General features: G+C 67.7%; 15 protein-coding genes. 4 read left to right on the top strand and 11 right to left on the bottom strand.

Going from position 1 to position 18,827, the window contains the following annotated elements:
• Both G3O00_RS28010 and G3O00_RS28005 read left to right on the top strand, forming a co-directional pair.
• A partial coding sequence (locus G3O00_RS28010) for a protease modulator HflK (protein ID WP_206144941.1) occupies positions 1-989 on the top strand: 989 nt, incomplete at its 5' end.
• A complete protein-coding gene (locus G3O00_RS28005) occupies positions 986-2,929 on the top strand; it encodes a cation-translocating P-type ATPase (protein WP_206144940.1) in 1,944 nt (647 codons plus the stop codon). The genes G3O00_RS28010 and G3O00_RS28005, both read left to right, overlap by 4 nt.
• Before the next feature lie 52 nt (positions 2,930-2,981).
• On the opposite strand, the gene G3O00_RS28000 is transcribed toward G3O00_RS28005, so the two are convergent.
• The 4 genes from G3O00_RS28000 to G3O00_RS27985 are packed head-to-tail and all read right to left on the bottom strand — an operon-like array spanning position 2,982 to position 8,650.
• Positions 2,982-4,034, bottom strand: coding sequence for a CaiB/BaiF CoA-transferase family protein (locus G3O00_RS28000; RefSeq protein ID WP_206144939.1), 1,053 nt, complete (start codon positions 4,032-4,034; stop codon positions 2,982-2,984).
• Complete coding sequence (locus tag G3O00_RS27995) at positions 4,027-6,174, bottom strand: 3-hydroxyacyl-CoA dehydrogenase NAD-binding domain-containing protein (RefSeq protein WP_206144938.1); 2,148 nt, start codon at positions 6,172-6,174, stop codon at positions 4,027-4,029. Before G3O00_RS27995 ends, G3O00_RS28000 begins: the two co-directional genes overlap by 8 nt.
• Positions 6,175-6,188: 14 nt before the next feature.
• On the bottom strand, positions 6,189-7,394 hold the full coding sequence (locus G3O00_RS27990) for an acetyl-CoA C-acetyltransferase (protein ID WP_206144937.1): 1,206 nt from the start codon (positions 7,392-7,394) through the stop codon (positions 6,189-6,191).
• A 47-nt stretch (positions 7,395-7,441) separates the two neighbouring features.
• Positions 7,442-8,650, bottom strand: coding sequence for an acyl-CoA dehydrogenase family protein (locus G3O00_RS27985; RefSeq protein ID WP_346779004.1), 1,209 nt, complete (start codon positions 8,648-8,650; stop codon positions 7,442-7,444).
• Positions 8,651-8,791: 141 nt separating this feature from the next.
• Here G3O00_RS27985 and G3O00_RS27980 point away from each other — a divergent pair, with 141 nt between their 5' ends.
• Complete coding sequence (locus G3O00_RS27980) at positions 8,792-9,469, top strand: TetR/AcrR family transcriptional regulator (protein ID WP_241025363.1); 678 nt, start codon at positions 8,792-8,794, stop codon at positions 9,467-9,469.
• A 162-nt stretch (positions 9,470-9,631) separates the two neighbouring features.
• On the opposite strand, the gene G3O00_RS27975 is transcribed toward G3O00_RS27980, so the two are convergent.
• The 6 genes from G3O00_RS27975 to G3O00_RS27950 form a co-directional block, all read right to left on the bottom strand.
• Positions 9,632-10,894 (bottom strand): serine hydrolase domain-containing protein, encoded by a 1,263-nt coding sequence (locus G3O00_RS27975; protein WP_206144936.1) that lies wholly within the window; start codon positions 10,892-10,894, stop codon positions 9,632-9,634.
• Between the two features lie 133 nt (positions 10,895-11,027).
• Positions 11,028-11,984 (bottom strand): transporter, encoded by a 957-nt coding sequence (locus G3O00_RS27970; protein ID WP_174930310.1) that lies wholly within the window; start codon positions 11,982-11,984, stop codon positions 11,028-11,030.
• A 36-nt stretch (positions 11,985-12,020) separates the two neighbouring features.
• Positions 12,021-12,548, bottom strand: coding sequence for a flavin reductase family protein (locus tag G3O00_RS27965; protein ID WP_206144935.1), 528 nt, complete (start codon positions 12,546-12,548; stop codon positions 12,021-12,023).
• A 5-nt stretch (positions 12,549-12,553) separates the two neighbouring features.
• Positions 12,554-13,792 (bottom strand): styrene monooxygenase/indole monooxygenase family protein, encoded by a 1,239-nt coding sequence (locus tag G3O00_RS27960; RefSeq protein ID WP_206144934.1) that lies wholly within the window; start codon positions 13,790-13,792, stop codon positions 12,554-12,556.
• A 67-nt stretch (positions 13,793-13,859) separates the two neighbouring features.
• Entirely contained in the window at positions 13,860-14,648 is a 789-nt protein-coding gene (locus G3O00_RS27955) for an SDR family oxidoreductase (protein ID WP_206144933.1), read from the bottom strand.
• 40 nt (positions 14,649-14,688) lie between these two features.
• Positions 14,689-15,936 (bottom strand): dienelactone hydrolase family protein, encoded by a 1,248-nt coding sequence (locus G3O00_RS27950; protein ID WP_206144932.1) that lies wholly within the window; start codon positions 15,934-15,936, stop codon positions 14,689-14,691.
• 351 nt (positions 15,937-16,287) lie between these two features.
• Between G3O00_RS27950 and G3O00_RS27945 the strand changes: the two genes are divergently transcribed.
• Positions 16,288-17,313 (top strand): AraC family transcriptional regulator, encoded by a 1,026-nt coding sequence (locus tag G3O00_RS27945; RefSeq protein ID WP_206144931.1) that lies wholly within the window; start codon positions 16,288-16,290, stop codon positions 17,311-17,313.
• 16 nt (positions 17,314-17,329) lie between these two features.
• On the opposite strand, the gene G3O00_RS27940 is transcribed toward G3O00_RS27945, so the two are convergent.
• On the bottom strand, positions 17,330-18,301 hold the full coding sequence (locus G3O00_RS27940) for a mannuronate-specific alginate lyase (protein ID WP_174930304.1): 972 nt from the start codon (positions 18,299-18,301) through the stop codon (positions 17,330-17,332).
• Positions 18,302-18,827: the final 526 nt, after the last annotated feature.

Here is an 18,827-nt window from a genome sequence, read left to right as displayed (position 1 = left end):
CGTTCTGGTTCGTCGCCGCGCTCGCGGTGCTCGCTGCGTGCGCGTGGGCCGGCTCGAACATCCGGCGGATTCCGGCGGACAGCCGCGCGGTCGTGATGCGGTTCGGCGCGCTCGTGCGCACCCAGGACGCCGGGCTCGTGATCGCGTGGCCGCAACCGTTCGAATCGGTCCTGCTTGTGCCGGGCGCCGCGCGCGTGCTCGAGCAGCGGATCCGTTCGCTCGATCGCGATCCGCGGGCGCTTGCACCGTCCGCGCAGGGCGTCGCGCGGCTACCCGATGCGCTCGCCGGTTCCGGCTACGTGCTGACGGGCGACGGCGGCGCGGTCGCGTTGAGCGCGGTCCTGTATTACCGGGTCAGCGATCCGTACGCGTACGTGCGGCAGCGGGACCGTCTCGACGCGGCGCTCGAACGGATCGTGTCCGCGTCGGCCGTCGAGGTGGCGGCGACCCGCGATCTCGACGCGATCCTGGTCGCGCGGCCCGAGCAACTGGCCGCTGACCGGCAGATGGCCGCGCGTCGCGAACGGTTGCGAGGCGATCTCGCCGATGCGATCGCGCGGCACCTGCGCGCACTCGATGCGGCGCACGCGGGGCTCGGCGTCGAAGTCGCGCGCGTCGACGTGCAGCCCGCGTTTCCCGGCGCGGCCGCCGATGCGTTCAACGCGGTGCTGACGTCGCTGCAGGTCGCCGAGCGGACCATCGCGCAAGCGCGCACCGCTGCCGAACAGCGGCGCCAGGATGCGCAGCAGGATGCCGACCGGATCGTGCAGGACGCGCAGGCCCACGCGGCCGAACGCGTCGCCACCGCACAGACCGACACGCTGGAAATCCGGCAGCTCGACGCGACGCTCCGCGAGAACGGCGATCCGGGGCTGCTGGCGCGGCTGTATCGCGATCGCGTGCAGCGCGTGCTGTCGCAGGCCGGCCGCGTGACGACGATCGATCCGCACGGCACCTCCAACCTGATCCTGCCCGGAAACGCCCGATGAATTCGCTCGCCGAACCGGCCACGCAGCCGGACGCCGCGCCTGCCGGCACGACGGCCTACGCGCTGTCCTTCGACGAACGCCGCACGATCACGCGGCAGATCGCGCTGGCGCTGCTCGCGGGCGGCCTGCTCGTGCTGTCGTTCGCGTGGCGCATGCTGTCGGGCGGCGGCGACACGCTCGCGCAACTGCTCGCCGCGCTCGCGTCGCTGATCGTCGCGGGGCCGGTGTTTGCAAGTGCGTGGCACAGCCTGCGCGCGCCGAGCCTGCATGGCGTGACCGATCGCCTGATCGCGCTCGCGATGCTGGCCGCGTGGGCGATCGGCGACATGACGACGGCCGCGCTGCTGCCGATCGTGATGACCTTCGGTCATGCGCTCGAAGAGCGCAGCGTGCTCGGCTCGCAGGAGGCGATCCGCGCGCTCGGCCGGCTGACGGCCGGCCGTGTGCGCCGCATCGGCGCCGACGGGAGTGTCGTCGAAGTCGCGTACGACGCGCTGCGTGCGGGCGACCGCATCGAAGTGGTGGCCGGCGCGCGCATTCCGGTCGACGGCGTCGTGGTGGCGGGCACGTCGAGCGTCGACAACGGGCCGATCACCGGCGAATCCGTACCGCACGACGTCGATGCAGGCAGCACCGTGTATGGCGGCGCGTTGAATCTCGACGGCGTGCTGCGCATCGACGTCACGCATACCGGCAAGGATTCGACGCTCGGCAAGATCATCGCGCTGATGCAGCACGCGGAGCAGGCGAAACCGCCCGTCACGCAGGTGCTCGAACGGCACATGGGCGCGTATCTCGCGCTCGTCCTGCTGATCGCGGCGATCGTCTGGTTCACGTCCGCGAATGCGTCGGCGATGCTCGCGGTCATCGTGGCCGCGTGCCCGTGCGCGCTGGTGCTCGCCGCGCCGTCCACGGCCATTGCCGGGATCGCGGTGGGCGCGCGGCACGGCATCCTGTTTCGCAATGCCGCGTTCCTCGACAAGATCGCCGAAGTCGATTCGCTCGTGATCGACAAGACCGGCACGCTCACCCGCGGGGAATTGCAGGTCCGGCAGGTGTGGCTGCAGCCCGGTGTCGACGGTGCGCAGACGCGCGCGCTGGCCGCGCGGCTCGGCGAAAGCAGCGCACACCCGGCGAGCCGCGCGCTTGTTCGCGATGCCGCCGCATCCGGCCTCACCGGCGCTGCCATTGCGCCGTTCGAACGCACGCGGGAATTGCGCGGGCTCGGCGTCGTCGCCGACACGCCGGACGGCACGGCGGTACTCGGCCGGCGCGTGCTGCTCGCCGACCATGTCAGTGACTTGCCGTCACCGCCCGAAGGATTCGACGGGCCGATCGTCGGCCTCGCGCTCGACGGGCTGCTGCTCGCATGGTTCGGTTTCGCCGACACGCTGCGGCCCGACGCGCGCGACGCGCTCGCCGAACTGCGGACATTGGGCCTTGCGCGGCAGACGCTGTTGACGGGCGACCTCGAACGCGTCGCCAGCAAGGTCGCGGCCGAGACGGGCATCGAGACGGTGGTCGCGCAGGCGCTGCCGCACGACAAGCTCGATTACGTTATGCGCGAGATCGGCGCGGGCCTGCATCCGCTCGTCGTCGGCGACGGGCTGAACGACGTGCTGGCGATCAAGGCCGGCTCGACGAGCATCGCGATGGGCGAGCGCGGCGTCGACATCGCGATCGCGTCGGCCGACGTCGTGCTGCTGGGCGACGACCTGAAGCGGATTCCGACCTGCATCCGCCTTGGCCGGCAATGCCGGCGCACGGCGACGACCAATGCGGCGATCGGCCTCGCGTGGACGCTCGCGGTGATCGCGCTCGCCGCGACCGGGATGCTCGGCGCGGTGTGGGCGGCGATCCTGCACAACGTCGGCACGTTCATCGTGATCGCGAACGCAGGGCGGCTGCTGCGGATCGACGAGGACGTTCGCGACGCGTGAGCGGAGGAGGGGCGATCGGTCGTGCGTGTCTCGTGGCTCCTTCGCCGGCCCCTCAAGCCCCGATTTCGGCCCGCGGCTGCGGCCGTGCGTGATTCGCGAACAGAGGGTGTGCGTGAGCCTCGTCAAGCGTGAGAACGGGCGTCACGCAGGCGTCCGCCGATGCGAACCGTTCGCGCCAGACCGCCAGCGGTTGCGACGCGATCAGGCGTTCGACTTCGGCACGCAAGGCCACGCAGTCGCTGGAGCCGGGCAGTTGGCCGCGCTGCCAGTGGCGTGCCGTCCAGTCGGGGCGGTCGAACACTTCACATGCCTCTTTCCAGAACTTGAACTCCAGCGCGCCGACCGCGAGGTGGCGGCCGTCTTGCGTGGCGTACAGGCCGTAGCAAGGCAATGCGCCGTTTAGCAGATCCTCGCCTGCACCGGGGCGGCGGCCCAGCGCCGCGGCCAGCATCGCGCCGGTGGCCCGCGGCATCACGAGCTGCGCGTGCAGTCCGTGGGTCATGCTCACGTCCAGGTGCTTTCCCCGTCCCGTCCTCTGCGCGTCGAACACGCCCGACAGCACGGCGATGCAGGCCATCGCGCTCCCGCCCGCGAGGTCGCCCCATTGCACATTGGACTGAGCCAGTTCGCCCGTGGGGGCGCGCATCTGGTCGAGCACGCCCGACATCGCCATGAAGTTGAGGTCGTGTCCGGCCTTGCCTGCCCACGGGCCACGTTGCCCGTAGCCGGTGATCGACACCATGGTCAGGCGCGGGTTGATCGCGTGCAGGGCAGCACCGTCCAGCCCCAGGCTCTGCAATACGCCCGGACGGAAGCTGTCGATCAGCACATCGGCATCCTTCGTCCACGCGCGCAGCCGATCCAGGTCCGCGTCATCGCGAAAGTCGACGGTGCGGCATGCCTTGCCGTGGTTGAGGGCGTCGAACAGCCCCGCCAGCGGCCGCGTCGGGTCGCCCTCGGGCGGCTCCACCTTGATGACGCTCGCGCCCAGGTCGGTCAGCATGCGGGTCGCAAACGGGCCGGGCAGGTTGCGCGACAGATCGAGTACCCGCAGGCCGGAGAGCAACGGAGGCAATGCGCCGCTGGCGAAAGCGGCGTCATGCATCCTCGAACCTCCCGCCTGTACGGGCCAGCTCAACCACGATCGCCGCGGGCTCGAAACGCGCGCCATACTGCGCCGCCAGCTCGCGCGCACGCTGCACGAAACGTTGCGCGCCCATCGCATTGATGAACTGCAAGGCCCCGCCGTGGTGGGGTGCAAAGCCCCAGCCGAAGATCGAGCCGATGTTGGTATCGGCCACCGAGCGCACGACGTTTTCCTCGAAGCAGCGCGCGGCTTCGTTCGCCTGGATGAACATCAGGCGATCCACCAGTTCCTGCTGCGCGGGCTGGTCGGCGCGTGGCGGGTAGAGCGCGGTGAGCTCGGGCCACAGCGACTTTTCCTTGCCCTGGTAGTCGTAAAAGCCTTTGCCCGCTTTCTTGCCGACCCGGCCCAGGTCGCGGCCCACCTTGCGCAGCACGGCCTCCGCCGGGTGCGGCGGGTAATCCTTGCCTTCGGCCTCCAGGTCGCGGCGGGTCTGGTCCGTCACGTGCAGCGACAGGCCGAGCGACACTTCGTCCTGCAGCGCCAGCGGCGGCATGGGCATGCCGGCCTTGAGACCGGCCACCTCGATGGAACGCGGATGCACGCCTTCGGCCAGCATCGCGATGCCCTCCATCACGTAGGTGGCGAACACGCGCGACGTGTAGAAGCCGCGACTGTCATTCACGACGATGGGCGTCTTGCCGATCTGCAGCACGTAGTCGAAGCCGCGCGCCAGCGTCTCGTCCGAGGTCTTGTCGCCCACGATGATCTCGACCAGCGGCATCTTGTCCACGGGCGAGAAGAAGTGCAGGCCGATGAAGTGGGCCGGACGGCGGCTCACGTGTGCGAGCCCCGTGATCGGCAGCGTCGACGTGTTGGACGCGAACACCGCATCCTCGCCGATGACGGCCTCGGCCAGCGTCGTGCAGTCGGCCTTGATCGCGCGGTCCTCGAACACGGCCTCGACCACCAGGTCGCAGCCCTGCAGGTCGTCGTAGCGCGTGGTGGGCAGGATGCGCGCGAGCAGGGTGTCGCGCTTGTCCTGCGTGGTCTTGCCGCGCGCCAGAGACTTGTCAAGCAGTCCTTGCGAATAGGCCTTTCCCTTCTCTGCGTTCTCCTGCGTGGTATCGAGCAGCACCACGTCGATCCCCGCCTTGGCCGACACGTAAGCAATGCCCGCACCCATCATCCCCGCGCCGAGGATGCCCACCTTTCTTACCTTGGAAAGCGGCACGCCGGCGGGTCGCGATTGCCCCTTCTTGATCGCATTGAGCTGGTACCACAGCGTGCCGATCAGGTTCCGGCTGACCTGCGACATCACGCAGGCGGCGAAGTAGCGCGACTCCACCTGCGAGCCGGCATCGAAGTCGAGCAGGCCGCCCTCGAACAGGCAGCTCATGATGTGCGTCAGGGCCGGGTAGTTGCCATGTGCCTTCGCATTGGCGATGGACGGCGCGATGGCCAGCATTTGCACGACGGCAGGACTCTTGCTGTCGCCGCCGGGAATACGAAACCCCTTGGCGTCCCACGGCTGCACGGGCGCGGGGTGGGCCACGCACCACGCGCGGGCCTTGTGCAGCAGTTCCTCGCGCGTGGCGGCCAGTTCGTTCAGCAGGCCGAGACCCAGCGCCTTGGCCGGGCTCAGCTCGATGCCCTGGGTGATCAGCTCGAAGCTCTTCTGGATGCCGATCATGCGCGGCAGGCGCTGGGTTCCGCCGCCGCCGGGCAGCAGGCCCAGCTTGACTTCAGGCAGGCCGATCCTGGCCTTCGGGTCGTCGATCGCGAAGCGTGCATGGCAGGCCAGCGCCAGTTCGAGCCCGCCGCCGAGCGCGGTGCCGTTGAGCGCAGCCACCACGGGCTTGCCGCATTTTTCCATGCGGCGCAGTAGCGCCTTGAGCTGCTCGCTCAACTGGAAGGCTTGTTCGGCGGACGTGATTTGGCTGAGCTGGTCGATGTCGGCGCCGGCGACGAAGCTCGGTTTGCCCGACGTGATCACGAGGCCCTTGATCCCGGCGTCCTGTTCCACGTGCCCGATGACGCGCGTGAACTCTTCCATCAGCGCCGGGGCAAGCACGTTCATCGAGCGGCCGGGCTGATCGAGAGTGACCAGGCCGATGCCGTTGGCATCCACATCAAATGAGAGGGTGGTGTAGAGGGTCATGTGTGGGGCCTTCTTCAAACGCGTTCGATGATGGTGGCGATACCCATGCCGGCGCCGACGCACAGGGTGGCCAGCGCGGTGGATTGGCCGGTGCGCTCCAGTTCGTCCAGCGCGGTGCCGAGGAGGATGGCGCCCGTCGCGCCCAGCGGATGGCCCATCGCGATCGAACCGCCGTTGACGTTCACGCGCTCGAGCGACACGCCGAGATCGCGCGCCGTCTTCATCGGCACGGTGGCGAACGCTTCGTTGATCTCCCACAGGTCGATGTCCGAGGCCGCCATGCCGGCCTTGGCCAGCGCCTTGCGCACGGCGGGCGTCGGGCCGGTGAGCATGATCGTGGGCTCGGTGCCCGTGACCGCGAACGCGCGCACCCGAGCGCGCGGCTTGAGCCCCGCCTGTTCGCCTGCGGCCTGGCTGCCCATCAGCAGCAGTGCCGCGCCGTCGACGATGCCGGACGAATTGCCCGCGTGGTGGTGGTGATGGATTTTTTCGATGGTGGTGTATTTGTCCAGCGCGGTGGCATCGAAGCCCATGGCGCCCATCGTTTCAAACGCGGCGCCGATCGGCGCGAGCGATTCGACCGAGGCGCCCGGGCGGACCGTTTCATCGCGATCCAGCAGGAGCCGGCCGTTGAGATCCGTCACCGGGACGATCGACCGGGCGAAGTATCCGTGCGCCTGCGCGTGCGCCGCACGGCGATGCGACTCGGCGGCAAACGCATCGAGATCGCTGCGGCCGAAGCCTTCGAGCGTGGCGACGAGGTCGGCGCTGATGCCCTGCGGAATGAAGCCCGTGTCGCTGTTGACGCGCGGATCCATCACCCACGCGCCGCCGTCGCTGCCCATCGCCCAGCGGCTCATGGATTCGACGCCGCCGGCCACCACCATGTCCTCCATCCCCGACATGATCTTGGCCGCGGCGAGGTTGGCGGCTTCCAGCCCCGACGCGCAGAAGCGCGACAGCGTCACGCCCGCCACGCTTTGCGCCCAGCCGGCGTCGAGCACGGCGGTGCGGGCGATGTCCGCGCCTTGCTCGCCCACGGGCGTCACGCAGCCGAGCACCACGTCGTCCACCCGTGCGGTGTCGAGCCGGCTGCGCGCCTGCAGCGCCTGCAGCAGCGTGCGCAGCAGCCACACGGGCGTGGCCTGGTGCAGGCCGCCGTCTTTCTTGCCCTTGCCGCGCGGCGTGCGCACGGCATCGAAAATATAGGCTTCGGTCATGAGGGACTTTCCCTGGATGGATGGGTGGGATGAAGGCGCGCCGGCGCTTACAGGTAGCGCGAAGCCAGTTCCTTCATGATTTCGTTGGTCCCGCCGTAGATGCGCTGCACGCGCGCGTCGGCATACAGGCGGGCGATCGGGTATTCCTTCATGTAGCCGTAACCACCGAAGAACTGCAGGCATTCGTCGATCAGCTTGCACTGGTTGTCGGTGACCCAGTACTTGATGAGCGCTGCGCGATCCACGCCCAGTTCGCCGTTGAGGTGCGCGACGATGGCTGCATCCACGAGCGCACGCGACGCCATCAGCAGCGCCTGGCATTCGGCCAGTTTGAAACGCGTGTTCTGGAACGAGAAGATCGGCTTGCCGAACGCCTGGCGTTCCTTCGTGTAGGCCAGCGTTTCCTGCATGGCCAGCTCCATCGCCGCAATGCCTGCCACGGCGACGATCAACCGCTCCTGCGGCAGCTCCTGCATGAGCTGGACGAAGCCCATGCCTTCATTCCCGCCGAGCAGGTTGTCGATAGGCACCCGCACGTCGTCGAAGAACAGTTCTGAGGTGTCCTGCGCATCCATCCCGAGCTTGTCGAGGTTGCGCCCGCGCCTGAAGCCGGGCGCCTGGTCGGTCTCGATCACGAGCAGCGACATGCCTTGCGCGCCTTCGTCCTTGCTGGTCTTGCAGACCACGATGACCAGGTTGGCGAGCTGGCCGTTGGTGATGAAGGTCTTGCTGCCGTTGATGCGGTAGTGGTCGCCCTCCCGGGCGGCGGTGGTGCGCACCGCCTGCAGGTCCGACCCCGTGCCGGGTTCGGTCATCGCAATCGCGCCGATCAGCTCGCCCGTGGCGAGGCGCGGCAACCAGCGTTGCTTTTGCGCTTCGGTGCCGTGGCGCAGGATGTAGGGGGCGACGATGCCCGAGTGCAGCGAGCCGCCGAAGCCGCCGATTCCTGCTGCCCCCTGCGCGAGGATCAGCGCGGCCTCGTGCCCGAAGTCGCCACCCGCGCCGCCGTATTCCTCGGGCATGGACGCACACAGGAAGCCGTTGGCCCCGGCTTCTTCCCACGCGTGCCGGTCCATCATGCCGGCCTGGCGCCAGGCTTCGTCCCGGGGAACCCACTGCTCCTTGAAGAAACGGTGGGCCGTATCGAACAGCATCTGGTGCTCATGGGTCATCCAGCTCGGGGCGAAATTTTGAATAGCCATGGGGTGTGCTCGTCGGGTGATTGCGATCCGGGTTTTCCCGGTCGGGTCGCTCAATTCGGTAATCCTGATTACCGTTTCCGTGTGCCTGATACGCCGCGGAATCGATGAAAAACCTGCATCTGGTGCGAGCCATTCTCGTAACGCGAGCGTTGAAAGGCAAGGCAGCGGGAGGGCTTATTTCCATTTTGAGATAATTTGGTAACATGCCTTTCCATGAAGGAAAGGAACCCATCCATTGACGCGCAAGCGGCGCCCGATGCACTCAAGCCCGAGGAGCGTCGCGCGCTCCTGATGCGGATGCGCGGTCACACGCTGGCCCGGATCGAGAAGGCCGTGCTGGAGCTGTTTTCCGGGCGCGATTTCCATGAGGTGGGCCTCGCCGACGTGGCCCGTGCGGCCAACGTGTCGCTGCAAACCATCTACAAGTACTTCGGCAGCAAGGAGGTGCTGGTTTGCGCGATGCTCGACGTGATGCTGGGCCGGCTGGCCGAGCGCATGATCGATCACCTGCAGGGCATCGACGACGTGCGCGAGCGCCTGCGCAAGACCTGCTGGGTCACGCTGGACTACATGGACAAGCATCCTTCGGTGATGCTGATGATGTTCACGACCATGCCCATGTCGCGCTACAAGAACATCGGCATCTATGAGAGCCGGGAGCTGATGGAAGCCTTCCTCGGCGTCTTCAAGGACGGCCAGGCGCGCGGCACGTTGAACGACAAGGTATCCAGCAAGGTGCTGCTGGACGTGTTCATGGGCGTGCTGGGGCGCGTGATGGTGATGCACCTGATGCGGGGCGAAACGCGGCCGCTGACCGCGCAGTTCGACGAACTGTTTGCCATCCTGTGGCGGGCGATGTCGGCCGGGGAATGACGCGGCTCCGTCAGGATGCCTGGGAGTTTCGATCGATGCCGTGCGCCGAGGGGCGGGGCCTGTGCGCCGTCCTTCATGTCGGTGGCCTGCCGCCGGGAGTCGCCGTTGAGCCGCAGGCCGCGGCGCACTTCATCCCCGGTCGCGACGTTCCCCTTCACCGCATCACGGCCGGCCTTCGTCCGGTATTTCGGCCGCCTTGCTGAGCTCGCCCATGATGATCCGCGCGATTTCGTTGGCCGGTGCGCTTCCATCGGGCGCGGCAGCCGTGTTCGACCAAGTGACGATCGTCGTTTTCGTGACCGGGTCATAGCCCATGAAGGTGTTGAAGCCCGGTATCTCGCCCGTATGCCCGTAGAACGTGCCGAACTTGGCCAGGCCCAGGCAGTAGCTCGCCGACATCGGGTCGGTCGGATCGACCGGCGTGCAACTGGCGAGCCGTTGCGCCTGCAGGTCGGCGTTCAGGTAGCCGCCGCCGACCATCCGCTGCACGTAGGCGGCCAGTTCCGTCACGGTTGAAATGCCGGAGCCGGCCGTCCACGCCCACGACGTATTGACGCTGGTCACGTTCGTCGGCTGCAGCACGCCGCTTTTCGCGTCAGCCTGGCGCTGCGGCGACAGCGCGTCGCTGTCAGTCGTCTCGGCGTTGGTGCCCCATTGATAGCCCTGCGGCGCCGGCGCCGGCAACGACGTGTCCTGCTGCGGCGGGAGCATGGTATTGGCCAGGCCGAGCGGCGCAAACAGGCGCGCGTTCATCGCATCGGCCGCGCTCATGCCGGTCAGCTGCTCGATGATGAGCCCGAGCAGTATCGTGTTCGTATTCGAGTAGCGAAAATCCGTGCCGGGCGGAAAATAGACCGGCTGGCCTTCGGCGATACCCAGCAACTCGGACGTGGTCCAGACCATGTCCGGCTGCGCATCGAGCGTCTGGTTGAACGCGAGATTCGTCGAATAGTTGTAGAGGCCGCTGCGCATCGTCAGCAACTGTTCGATCGTGATCGTGTCGCCGTTGGGCACGTTCGCGACGAATTTGCTGACGCTGTCGCCGAGGCTCAGCCGGCCTTCCTGTACCAGTTGCAGGATCACCGTGCCGGTCCACGTCTTCGTCACGCTGCCGACGCGAAAGTGCGCATTCGTCGGGATCGGCGTGTTCGTGCCTCGCACGGCCGTGCCGAACGATTCGAGCCAGTTGCCCTGCGGCGATTGCACATAGACGACCGCGCCGGGGGTGAGCGTGTCCGCGAGCAGTGCGTCGATCTGCGGGCGCGCCGCGTTCGCGAACGCGGGCGTGTTCGAGGTCGGCGAACTGTCGCCGCCGCACGCGGAAACGGCGAGGCCGATCGCCACGGCCGGTGCGACGGCAACCATGCCGTGTACCAGGCGCCGCGATGCGTTCGACAAGAACCGGAAGGTTGCTGAAGTCGCCATGGCGCGGCCCCCTGTGGTCGTGACGGTTTGCCTGCGTTGTCTTCTCCAAAACTATAGGACAGGCGCGTTGGCGCCGGCAGCACACCTTTTCGTCTGACGATAGCAATCCGGCCCGTTCACCCGGTCGAGGCCGTCACTGAAAGTGATGCACGTAACGCAGCACCAACCGCGTGCCCTGCGGCCGGTTGCGCGCATAGGTCTCGAAGTACGCGTTGAACATCAGGTGATCCTGCGGCGAGAAGCTATACATGGCCCCGGGGCCGATCGCGAACACGGCCTCCCGCGTGCCGGGCACGTCCTGCCCGTTTTCCTTCATGTCGGTGGTCTGGCGCAGCCAGTAGCCGTTGAGCCCCAGCCGCAGGCCGGGGCGCACTTCGTACTCGGTTGCGAAGTTCGCGTGGATCGCCTGGCCGGCCTGCGTGGACGTCGCGTCCGGGCCGAGCGACGTGGCCGGCTGGTGGTTGGTTGCGTTCCACAGATAATGCAGCCGCCACGACACGGTCCACTTGGGCGTGAGCCACAGCGTCGCCGCCCAGTACGGGTCGAACGACCAGAAATGGCTGCCCGGATTGATCGCGCGCGACGGGTCGTAGGCGCCGGTCGGTGCGATGAACTGGAATTCCACGCGCTGCGCGAAGCGTGGGCCTTGCGCGCCCATCACCGGGTCGAACTGGATGAACGGGCCGATCAGCAGGTCGCCGAAGCCGGCGCGCGCATTCAGCGCGACGTTGCCGATGCCGTCGTCGGTGCGCGCGGACGCGATCCACGGCAGGATCACGTCGAGGCCGGGATGCATGCCCGCGAACGTCAGCGGCGACTGGTAGACGAGCTGGCTCAGCCCCGCGAACAGGTCGATGTCCTGCTTCGGCAGCCCGACCTTGTTGCCCGCATTGTCGTTGACGCGGCCGGCCGTGTAGTACTGCAGGTACTGCGTGCCGTACCAGCCGGAGCCGGCCGGCGGCATCCCGTCGAGGAAGCTGGTCATGCCGAGGTTGACCGCCGGCAGGTCGGTCGCGCCGGCCGGTGCGCTTGCGGCCATGCCGGCGATCGTGAGGCCTGCGACGACGAGTACGCGAGAGCCGAGTTTCATGTTCACCACCTCCTGGATATTTATTGGTATAACTAATCAAATGGTGCGAAAAAGATCGGGATGGTCGGCGATCGCGCGATACTGGCCGGCATGGAACACCAGCGGTGCCTTTCCGAATGCGTCGAACTGTTCGATCTGGCCGATGAAGAGCAGGTGATCGCCGCCTTCGTAATGACCGACGTTGCGGCACACGAAGCGCGCGCTTGCGCCATCGAGGCAGGGCACGCCGCCGGACTCCGAATCCACGTGAAGCACGCCGTCGAACTTGTCGGCGCTGGGCGTCGCGAAGCGGCGCGACAGCGCGATCTGGTCGTGCGCGAGGATGTTGATCGCGAAATGGGTGGCCGCGACGAAATCCGGGCGGCTCGGCGCGACCTTGCGCAGGCTCCACAGCACGAGCGGCGGATCGAGCGACAGCGACGAGAACGAATTGGCGGTGAGGCCCACCTTGCGTCCGTCGGGCGCGCACGTGGTGATCACGGTCACGCCGGTCGGGAACTGCCCGAACGCGGCGCGCAACTGCATCGGGTCGAGGGCCGGGCGTGCGGTAGCGGTCGTTTCCATGCCGGTTACTCCGCGCGTGCGCTGTGTTCGCGGATCGTCGCCGCGCAGGCCGACGGCTCGAACCACCACGGCGCGAACCGGCGCGGATCATCGAAGCCGTCGACGATCGCCGCGGCGAGTGAATGGAACTGACCGGCCGCGCCGAGCAGTTCGAGGATGTGCGGCGGCGGTGGCGTGAGCAGCGAATTGGTCCAGCGCACGACATGCTGCGCATACGCCCAGTAGCCTTCGAACGTCTGCTGCATCCAGTCTTCGCCGAACGGTGCAGCATCGCGCGCGACGATCGCGTCGAAATAGGCCTTCGCGCATTTCGCGGCGTTGTTCGATCCCTGCCCGGTGATCGGATCGTTGACGACCACCGCATCGGCCATCCCGAACACCGTGCGGCCCGACGGCAGCCGGAAGAACGGCTTGCGCACGGTCGGCGCGAAGCGCCCGGCCAGCGTGCCGTTCGGATCGGTGAGCTCGACGTCGCGGCAGCGTTCGAATTCCCACGGCACGTACTGCTGCAGGAACGACAGGCTGCGGTCCAGGTGCTGCTCGGGCGTCTTCACGTCGGCCCAGCAGTCGAGCGGGCCGCCCGGAATGCCTTCGAACACCATGATTTCGCACGGGCCCGTCGTGGTCAGCGCGGGGAACACGAAATACTCGCCGATGCCGGGCAGCAGGTTGAAGCGCACCCGCGAATACGGCTGGCTCGGCGTCATCCCTTTCACATAGGTGAGGGCCAGCGCGCGTTGCGGGCGGTCGAACGCGCTGCGTGCTTCGTCGCGGCCGAGCAGGTTGACGATCTCGCCCTTGCCGGCCGCGAGCAGCACGAGGTCGTGGCTGCGCGCCAGTTCCTCGAGTTCGGGCACGCCGATGTCGGCAATGCGCACGTCCGCGCCCCGGCGCCGCACGCCGTCGAGCCAGTCGGCCATTTTCACGCGCTGGTCGACCGACTGCGCATAGCGGGTGAGCCGCGACGACCAGTCGATCACTTTTCGGCCGTTGCCGTCAGGATGCGGCACCGCGATGCCGATCCCTTCGACGGACGGGCACGCTTCCTCCCAGGTGTTCAGGCCGAGATCGCGCTCGATCTGCAATGACGTGTGGAACATGCACTGGCTCGACATGACCTTGCCGGTGCGGATCTGTTCGGCGTCCCGGTTGGTCGCGAGCGTGACGTGGTAGCCCTGGTCGAGCAGGGCGAAGGCGAGTTGCAGGCCGGACTGGCCCGCGCCGACGATGGCGATGCGTCTCATGGATAGGTCCTGGGTTGGCCGGATGCCGGCCGTGAGAAGAGGTGGAGAAAGCGGCGGCCGGGAGCGGTCACTCCGCCAGACGCGGAATGGCCGGCACCGCCTGTTCGGGGCCCATCGCGGCATAGCCGCCATCCACTGCGTAGTCGGCGCCTGTCACGAAGCTCGCCGCGTCGCTGCACAGGAACGTCACGACCTGCGCGACCTCGGACGGATCGCCGACCCGGCCGAGCAGGTGGAACGGCGCGGCGACGCGATCGGTCTTTGCGCGATCGCCGTGCGTCATCTCGTCCATCACGCGCGACCATGTCCAGCCCGGTGACACCGAGTTGACGCGAATGCGGTCGGGCGCGAGATCCATCGCCATGCTGCGGGTGAGCTGGCGGATCGCCGCCTTGGAGGTCGGGTACAGCCAGCGGCCGGTTTGCGCGCACTGGGCCGAGATCGAGCTGAAGTTCACGATCGCACCGCCGCCGCGCCGGATCATGTGCGGATGCACGGCCTTCGCGAGCATCGCCGCCGACACGACGTTGACGTCCATCGCGGCGAGCCAGTCGTTGCGGGTCGCCTGGATGCCGTTGTCGACGTAGCTGCACGCGAGGTTGACGAGCACGTCGATCGCGCCGAACCGCTCGACGATCGCCGCGACCGCATGCCCGATCGCGCGATCGTCGGTGATGTCGAGCGCGACGAACATCGCCCGTTCGCCGAGCGAATCGGCCACGCGCGTGCCGTTCTCCACATCGAGATCGAGGATCGCGACGCACGCACCGGCGCAGTTCAGGTCCTGCGCGACCGCGGCGCCGATCAGCGTGGCGCCGCCGGTGACGATCGCGACTTTGCCAGCAAGGGCAGTCATGGGGTGTCTCCGGGAATCGTTGTGTGAGGGAAGGGCCGCGTCAATGCGTACCCGACGACGGCTCGCTGTCCTGCCAGCGGCGCATCAGGCCGTTCGACGGCACGGTTTCGTCGAGCAGCTTGCGGGCCGTTTCGACGCCCGCGACCGGCAGGCCGGCCGGATCGAGCAGGCCGATCTGCACGAGCACGCTCGCCTGGTCCCAGTAGATGTGCTCGTGATAGAGCTTGTCGCCGCGAAACTTGACGATCGCGACGAGCGGAATCTCGACGCGCTTGCCGGTCGGCGCGACGCCCGGCAGCATCCAGTCGATCTCGGTGGTGTGCGTGAAGCAGAACAGCAGCTCGTCGACGATCTGGCTCGCGCCGATCGTGCGCGAGATCGGCGTGATCGTCGTGTCCGGCGGATTCGCATGCACGAAGTGATGCGTGTAGAAGCGCTTGAGCTCGTCGTAGCCCACGCCGCCCGTCAGCGTCGGAATGTGATTGACGTACGGTTCGGCAACCATCGTCGCCATTGTTGCATCGACGTTGCGTGTGTCGAATTCGTGCTTGAGGTGCGCTTCCCACAGTGTGGACAGGTCGTAGCGCGGGCCGAGCGCGGCGCGGAAAGCGGCAATCGCGCGCTGGTGGGCCATGATCGCGGCGGCCTTGTCGAAATGCTCGCCGCCGATGCGCGCGAACGCGTGATCGACGCCCGGATACACATACACTTCGACGCCGTCGCGCCCGGCGAGCGCGTCGGCAATGCGCTGCTGCGCGTCGGGCGGGCAGAAGCGGTCCTGCGCCGCGATCTGCAGCACGAGCCGGCCGTGCAGGTGCGACGCCTCGTCGAGCGCCTGCTCGATGCCCACGCCGTAGTAGCTGACCGCTGCGGCCACGCCCGGCAGCCGGCACGCGGCGAGATAGGCGAGCTTGCCGCCAAGGCAGTAGCCGAGCACACCGGCTTCGCCCGTGCATGCCGGCAGGTGCCTGAGCACGGCCAGCGCGGCACCGATGTCCTCGACGCCCTTGTTCTCGTCGTATTCGCGGTAAAGGGCCATCGCGCGTTCCATGTCGGTCGCTGTGTAACCGAGTTCGATCCCCGGCGCCTGGCGCCAGAACAGGTCGGGCACGAGCACCGTGTAGCCTTCCTCCGCGTAGTAGTCCGCGGCCTCCCGCATCGTCGCGTTCGCGCCGAAGATCTCGTGGCACAGCACGATGCCGGGCCCCTTGCCGGCGGCCGGCGTGCTCAGGTACGCGCGAAACGTGCCGCCGTCCGGCGACGGAATCTCGATGTGACGTCCTTGCATGTGTCCCTCCATTCAGTTCATTGCTGCGACGAGCCCAGTATTGGCGGACGAAATGGGCGTTTCTATCCGCTTTCTTCGGCCGGTATCCGCGAATTCCGGAAACCTGTTGCACCGGCCGCCGCGCGTGGGCAGGCGCGCGGCTGACTGCGGGTATGTGCGGATGCGGAAGCCCCGCACAGTTTTCTACGATGCGCGAACGGTCCGCTTCTTGCGTCGTTTGCGCGGGACTTGCGTGCTTTGGCGGCCGGACTGTCCGGATACTCCAGGCGCTATCCGGATCGTGCGGCGGATGCCCCCTACCGGGAACGCATGCGCGGCGCGAGTGCAATCGAGCATGACGGGAGAACATCGATGGCGCAATTTTCCGGAACAGGCTGGCTGCCGGACACGGCCTGTTTCAATCACGACAACCTGCTGCTGCAGTCGAACGATGTCGACGAGGTTCGCGCGCGCGTCGCCGACGTTTTCAAGCCGCACCGGCTCACGCCGACCGGCGAATCGCGCGCGTTGCACAGCTGCATGCACCATGCGCGCTGGGGCAACCTGTCGTTGAACCTGCTCGATTATGGCGGTGGCGTCAGCATCGAGCCCGGGCCGCTCGAGCACTTCTTCCTGTTGCAGATCCCGCTACGCGGCGACGCGGAGATCGAGTGCGGCTCCGCGCGTTTCGTGTCGTCGCCGGGCACTGCGTCGTTGATCTCGCCGACGCTGCCGCTGAAGATGCGTTGGGGCGACGCGTGCCCGCAGGTCATCCTGCGCATCGAGCGCGAAGTGATGGAGCGCCACGCGCAACGGCATTTCGGCGACGATCGACGCGCGCCGGTCGAATTCGAGCCGGAATTCAGCCTGTCGTCGTCGCAGGGGACGTGTCTGGCGCAGATGCTGCCGATCCTCGCCGGCGCGATCGCGACGGATGCGCATCCGCTGCGTCACCCGCTCGCGTTCGAGCCGCTCGAATCGACGCTGCTCAACCTGCTGCTGCACGGCCACCCGAACAGCGCGCGCAACGGCACGCGGCACCTGCCGGTGGCGCTCGCGCCGTTCTATGTGCGGCGCGTCGAGGACTACATCCGCGCCCATCTCGACGAGCCGCTGACGATCGAACGGCTCGCCGAACTCGCCGGCGTCAGCCCGAGCACGCTGTTCGCCGGCTTCCGCCATCGCCACGGGATCACGCCGATGGGTTTCGTGCGGCAGTTGCGGCTGCAACATGTGCGCGAGGAACTGCTTGCCGATGACACGCCGGGGCTCGCCTCGGTGACGGATATCGCGCTGAAATGGGGTTTCGCGCACCTCGGGCGGTTCGCGATCGAGTACAAGCGGGCGTTCGGCGAGTCGCCGTCGGCGACGCTCAGGATGCGGCGCGTGCGCGGCTAGCGGCTCAGGCGGTAGCTCACTCGCCGATTCCCTGCGGCAGCGGCGCGCCCCAGACAGCCGTCACATCCCCGCCGAGCCGCCATTCGGTGAACGGACGACGCGATGCGATGGTCGCCGGCAGGCGAGCGTCGTGAAAGCGCGCGTAGTACGGCTCGACCCAGCTCAGTTCATCGCGGAACGTCCACGGAAACAGGTCCTGCCTGACCGGCGTGATGGCCGTGAAGCTGGCGGGATGGTCGACCGCCTCGATGACGAGGTTCGCCAGGCGGCCGATTGCACCGTCGTTTTCCCGATAGAGATCGATATGGCGCCGCTGCACGAGTTCCGCCGCGAACACGAGCGGGAGCAGCGCGAACGTGTGATAGTGCAGCGCGCGGTCGCCGCGCTTGACTTCCCGCGCAAGCGAACCGTCGGGGCCGATGTCGCGGATGCCTTCGCGAACCCGCAGCAGCCCCGAGTCGACGAGGCTCGTGTTGCCGGTCACGGTGCCGATCGCGATCAGGTCGAGTCCGGCCCAGTACACGAGGTTGTTGTGCAAATGATTGATCGCTGCCGCATCGCGGGTGGCGATCGCGATGCGTTCGAGCCACGGATCGATCGCGTCGAACCGTGCGCGGTTCGCGTCGCGTACGTCGCGCGGCATGCGCAGGATCACCATCGCGAAGTCGGTGCCGGCCCATGAACGCTCGTAGTCGCCCTGATAACCGGAAAGCGGGCCCATCAACGCATCGGCCCGCGCCCAGCTTTCCAGCAGGCTCGCCGCGCACGACCAGTCACCGTTGTCAGCCGACGCATTGAGCCGCGCAATGAAATCGCGCATCGGCTTGACCGCGCGCGCATAGCCGGCGGCGTCGTCATAGTAGCCGGGCGGATCGATCGTCGTGACGGCCGCCGGGATGTCGCAGGCGCGGGCCGGCGGCATGGCACACAGGAGCGCGCTCACGGCGAGCAACGCGGCGCACAGCGGTCGAATCGGCAGGCGGGGCATACGGTCCTCGGTCGTGACGGTGGCGTGACAAACACGGAAGCCGAACCTTGGGGGCGGACAACATCGCGGCGCCGGACCCGTGCGGCCGGCAAAGCACGACGCATCCCGGTGACGCGCGCGGGGCCGTGCGGCTCGCGACCGCTTCCTGCGGCGCACGCAGTCTAGCGCTCCGGTCTTTCATCCGCCTTGCCCGGCGGCAGCCGTCTGGATCGATGTCGAGGCGGCCCGCCTTCCACGCGCCGAACGCCAACGCACTTTTTTAAAGACTGCGCTATGTTCGCCCGGTATCATCGCTGCGCTCGCGACCGACGCCATGGGCCAGTGCATGCCGACTCGCGCGCACCCAGCATCGCAAAGAACACAACACAGGGCGGACGCCGACGATGCGTCGCGCCGCGATCAGGCCGAATCGGCCACCAGCACGACGGAGCAAGGAACGATGGTAAGGACGGGTACGGCGCGACGCGCGAGGGCGATCGCCGCCGGGAGCGCGTTGTACGTGGCGGCAGCGGGCGGCGCGCACGCG

It is taken from the genome of Burkholderia sp. Ac-20384, assembly GCF_017104605.1.
GTDB classification, from domain to species: Bacteria; Pseudomonadota; Gammaproteobacteria; order Burkholderiales; family Burkholderiaceae; genus Burkholderia; species Burkholderia lata.
This window is presented reverse-complemented; position numbering and strand designations above follow the sequence as displayed.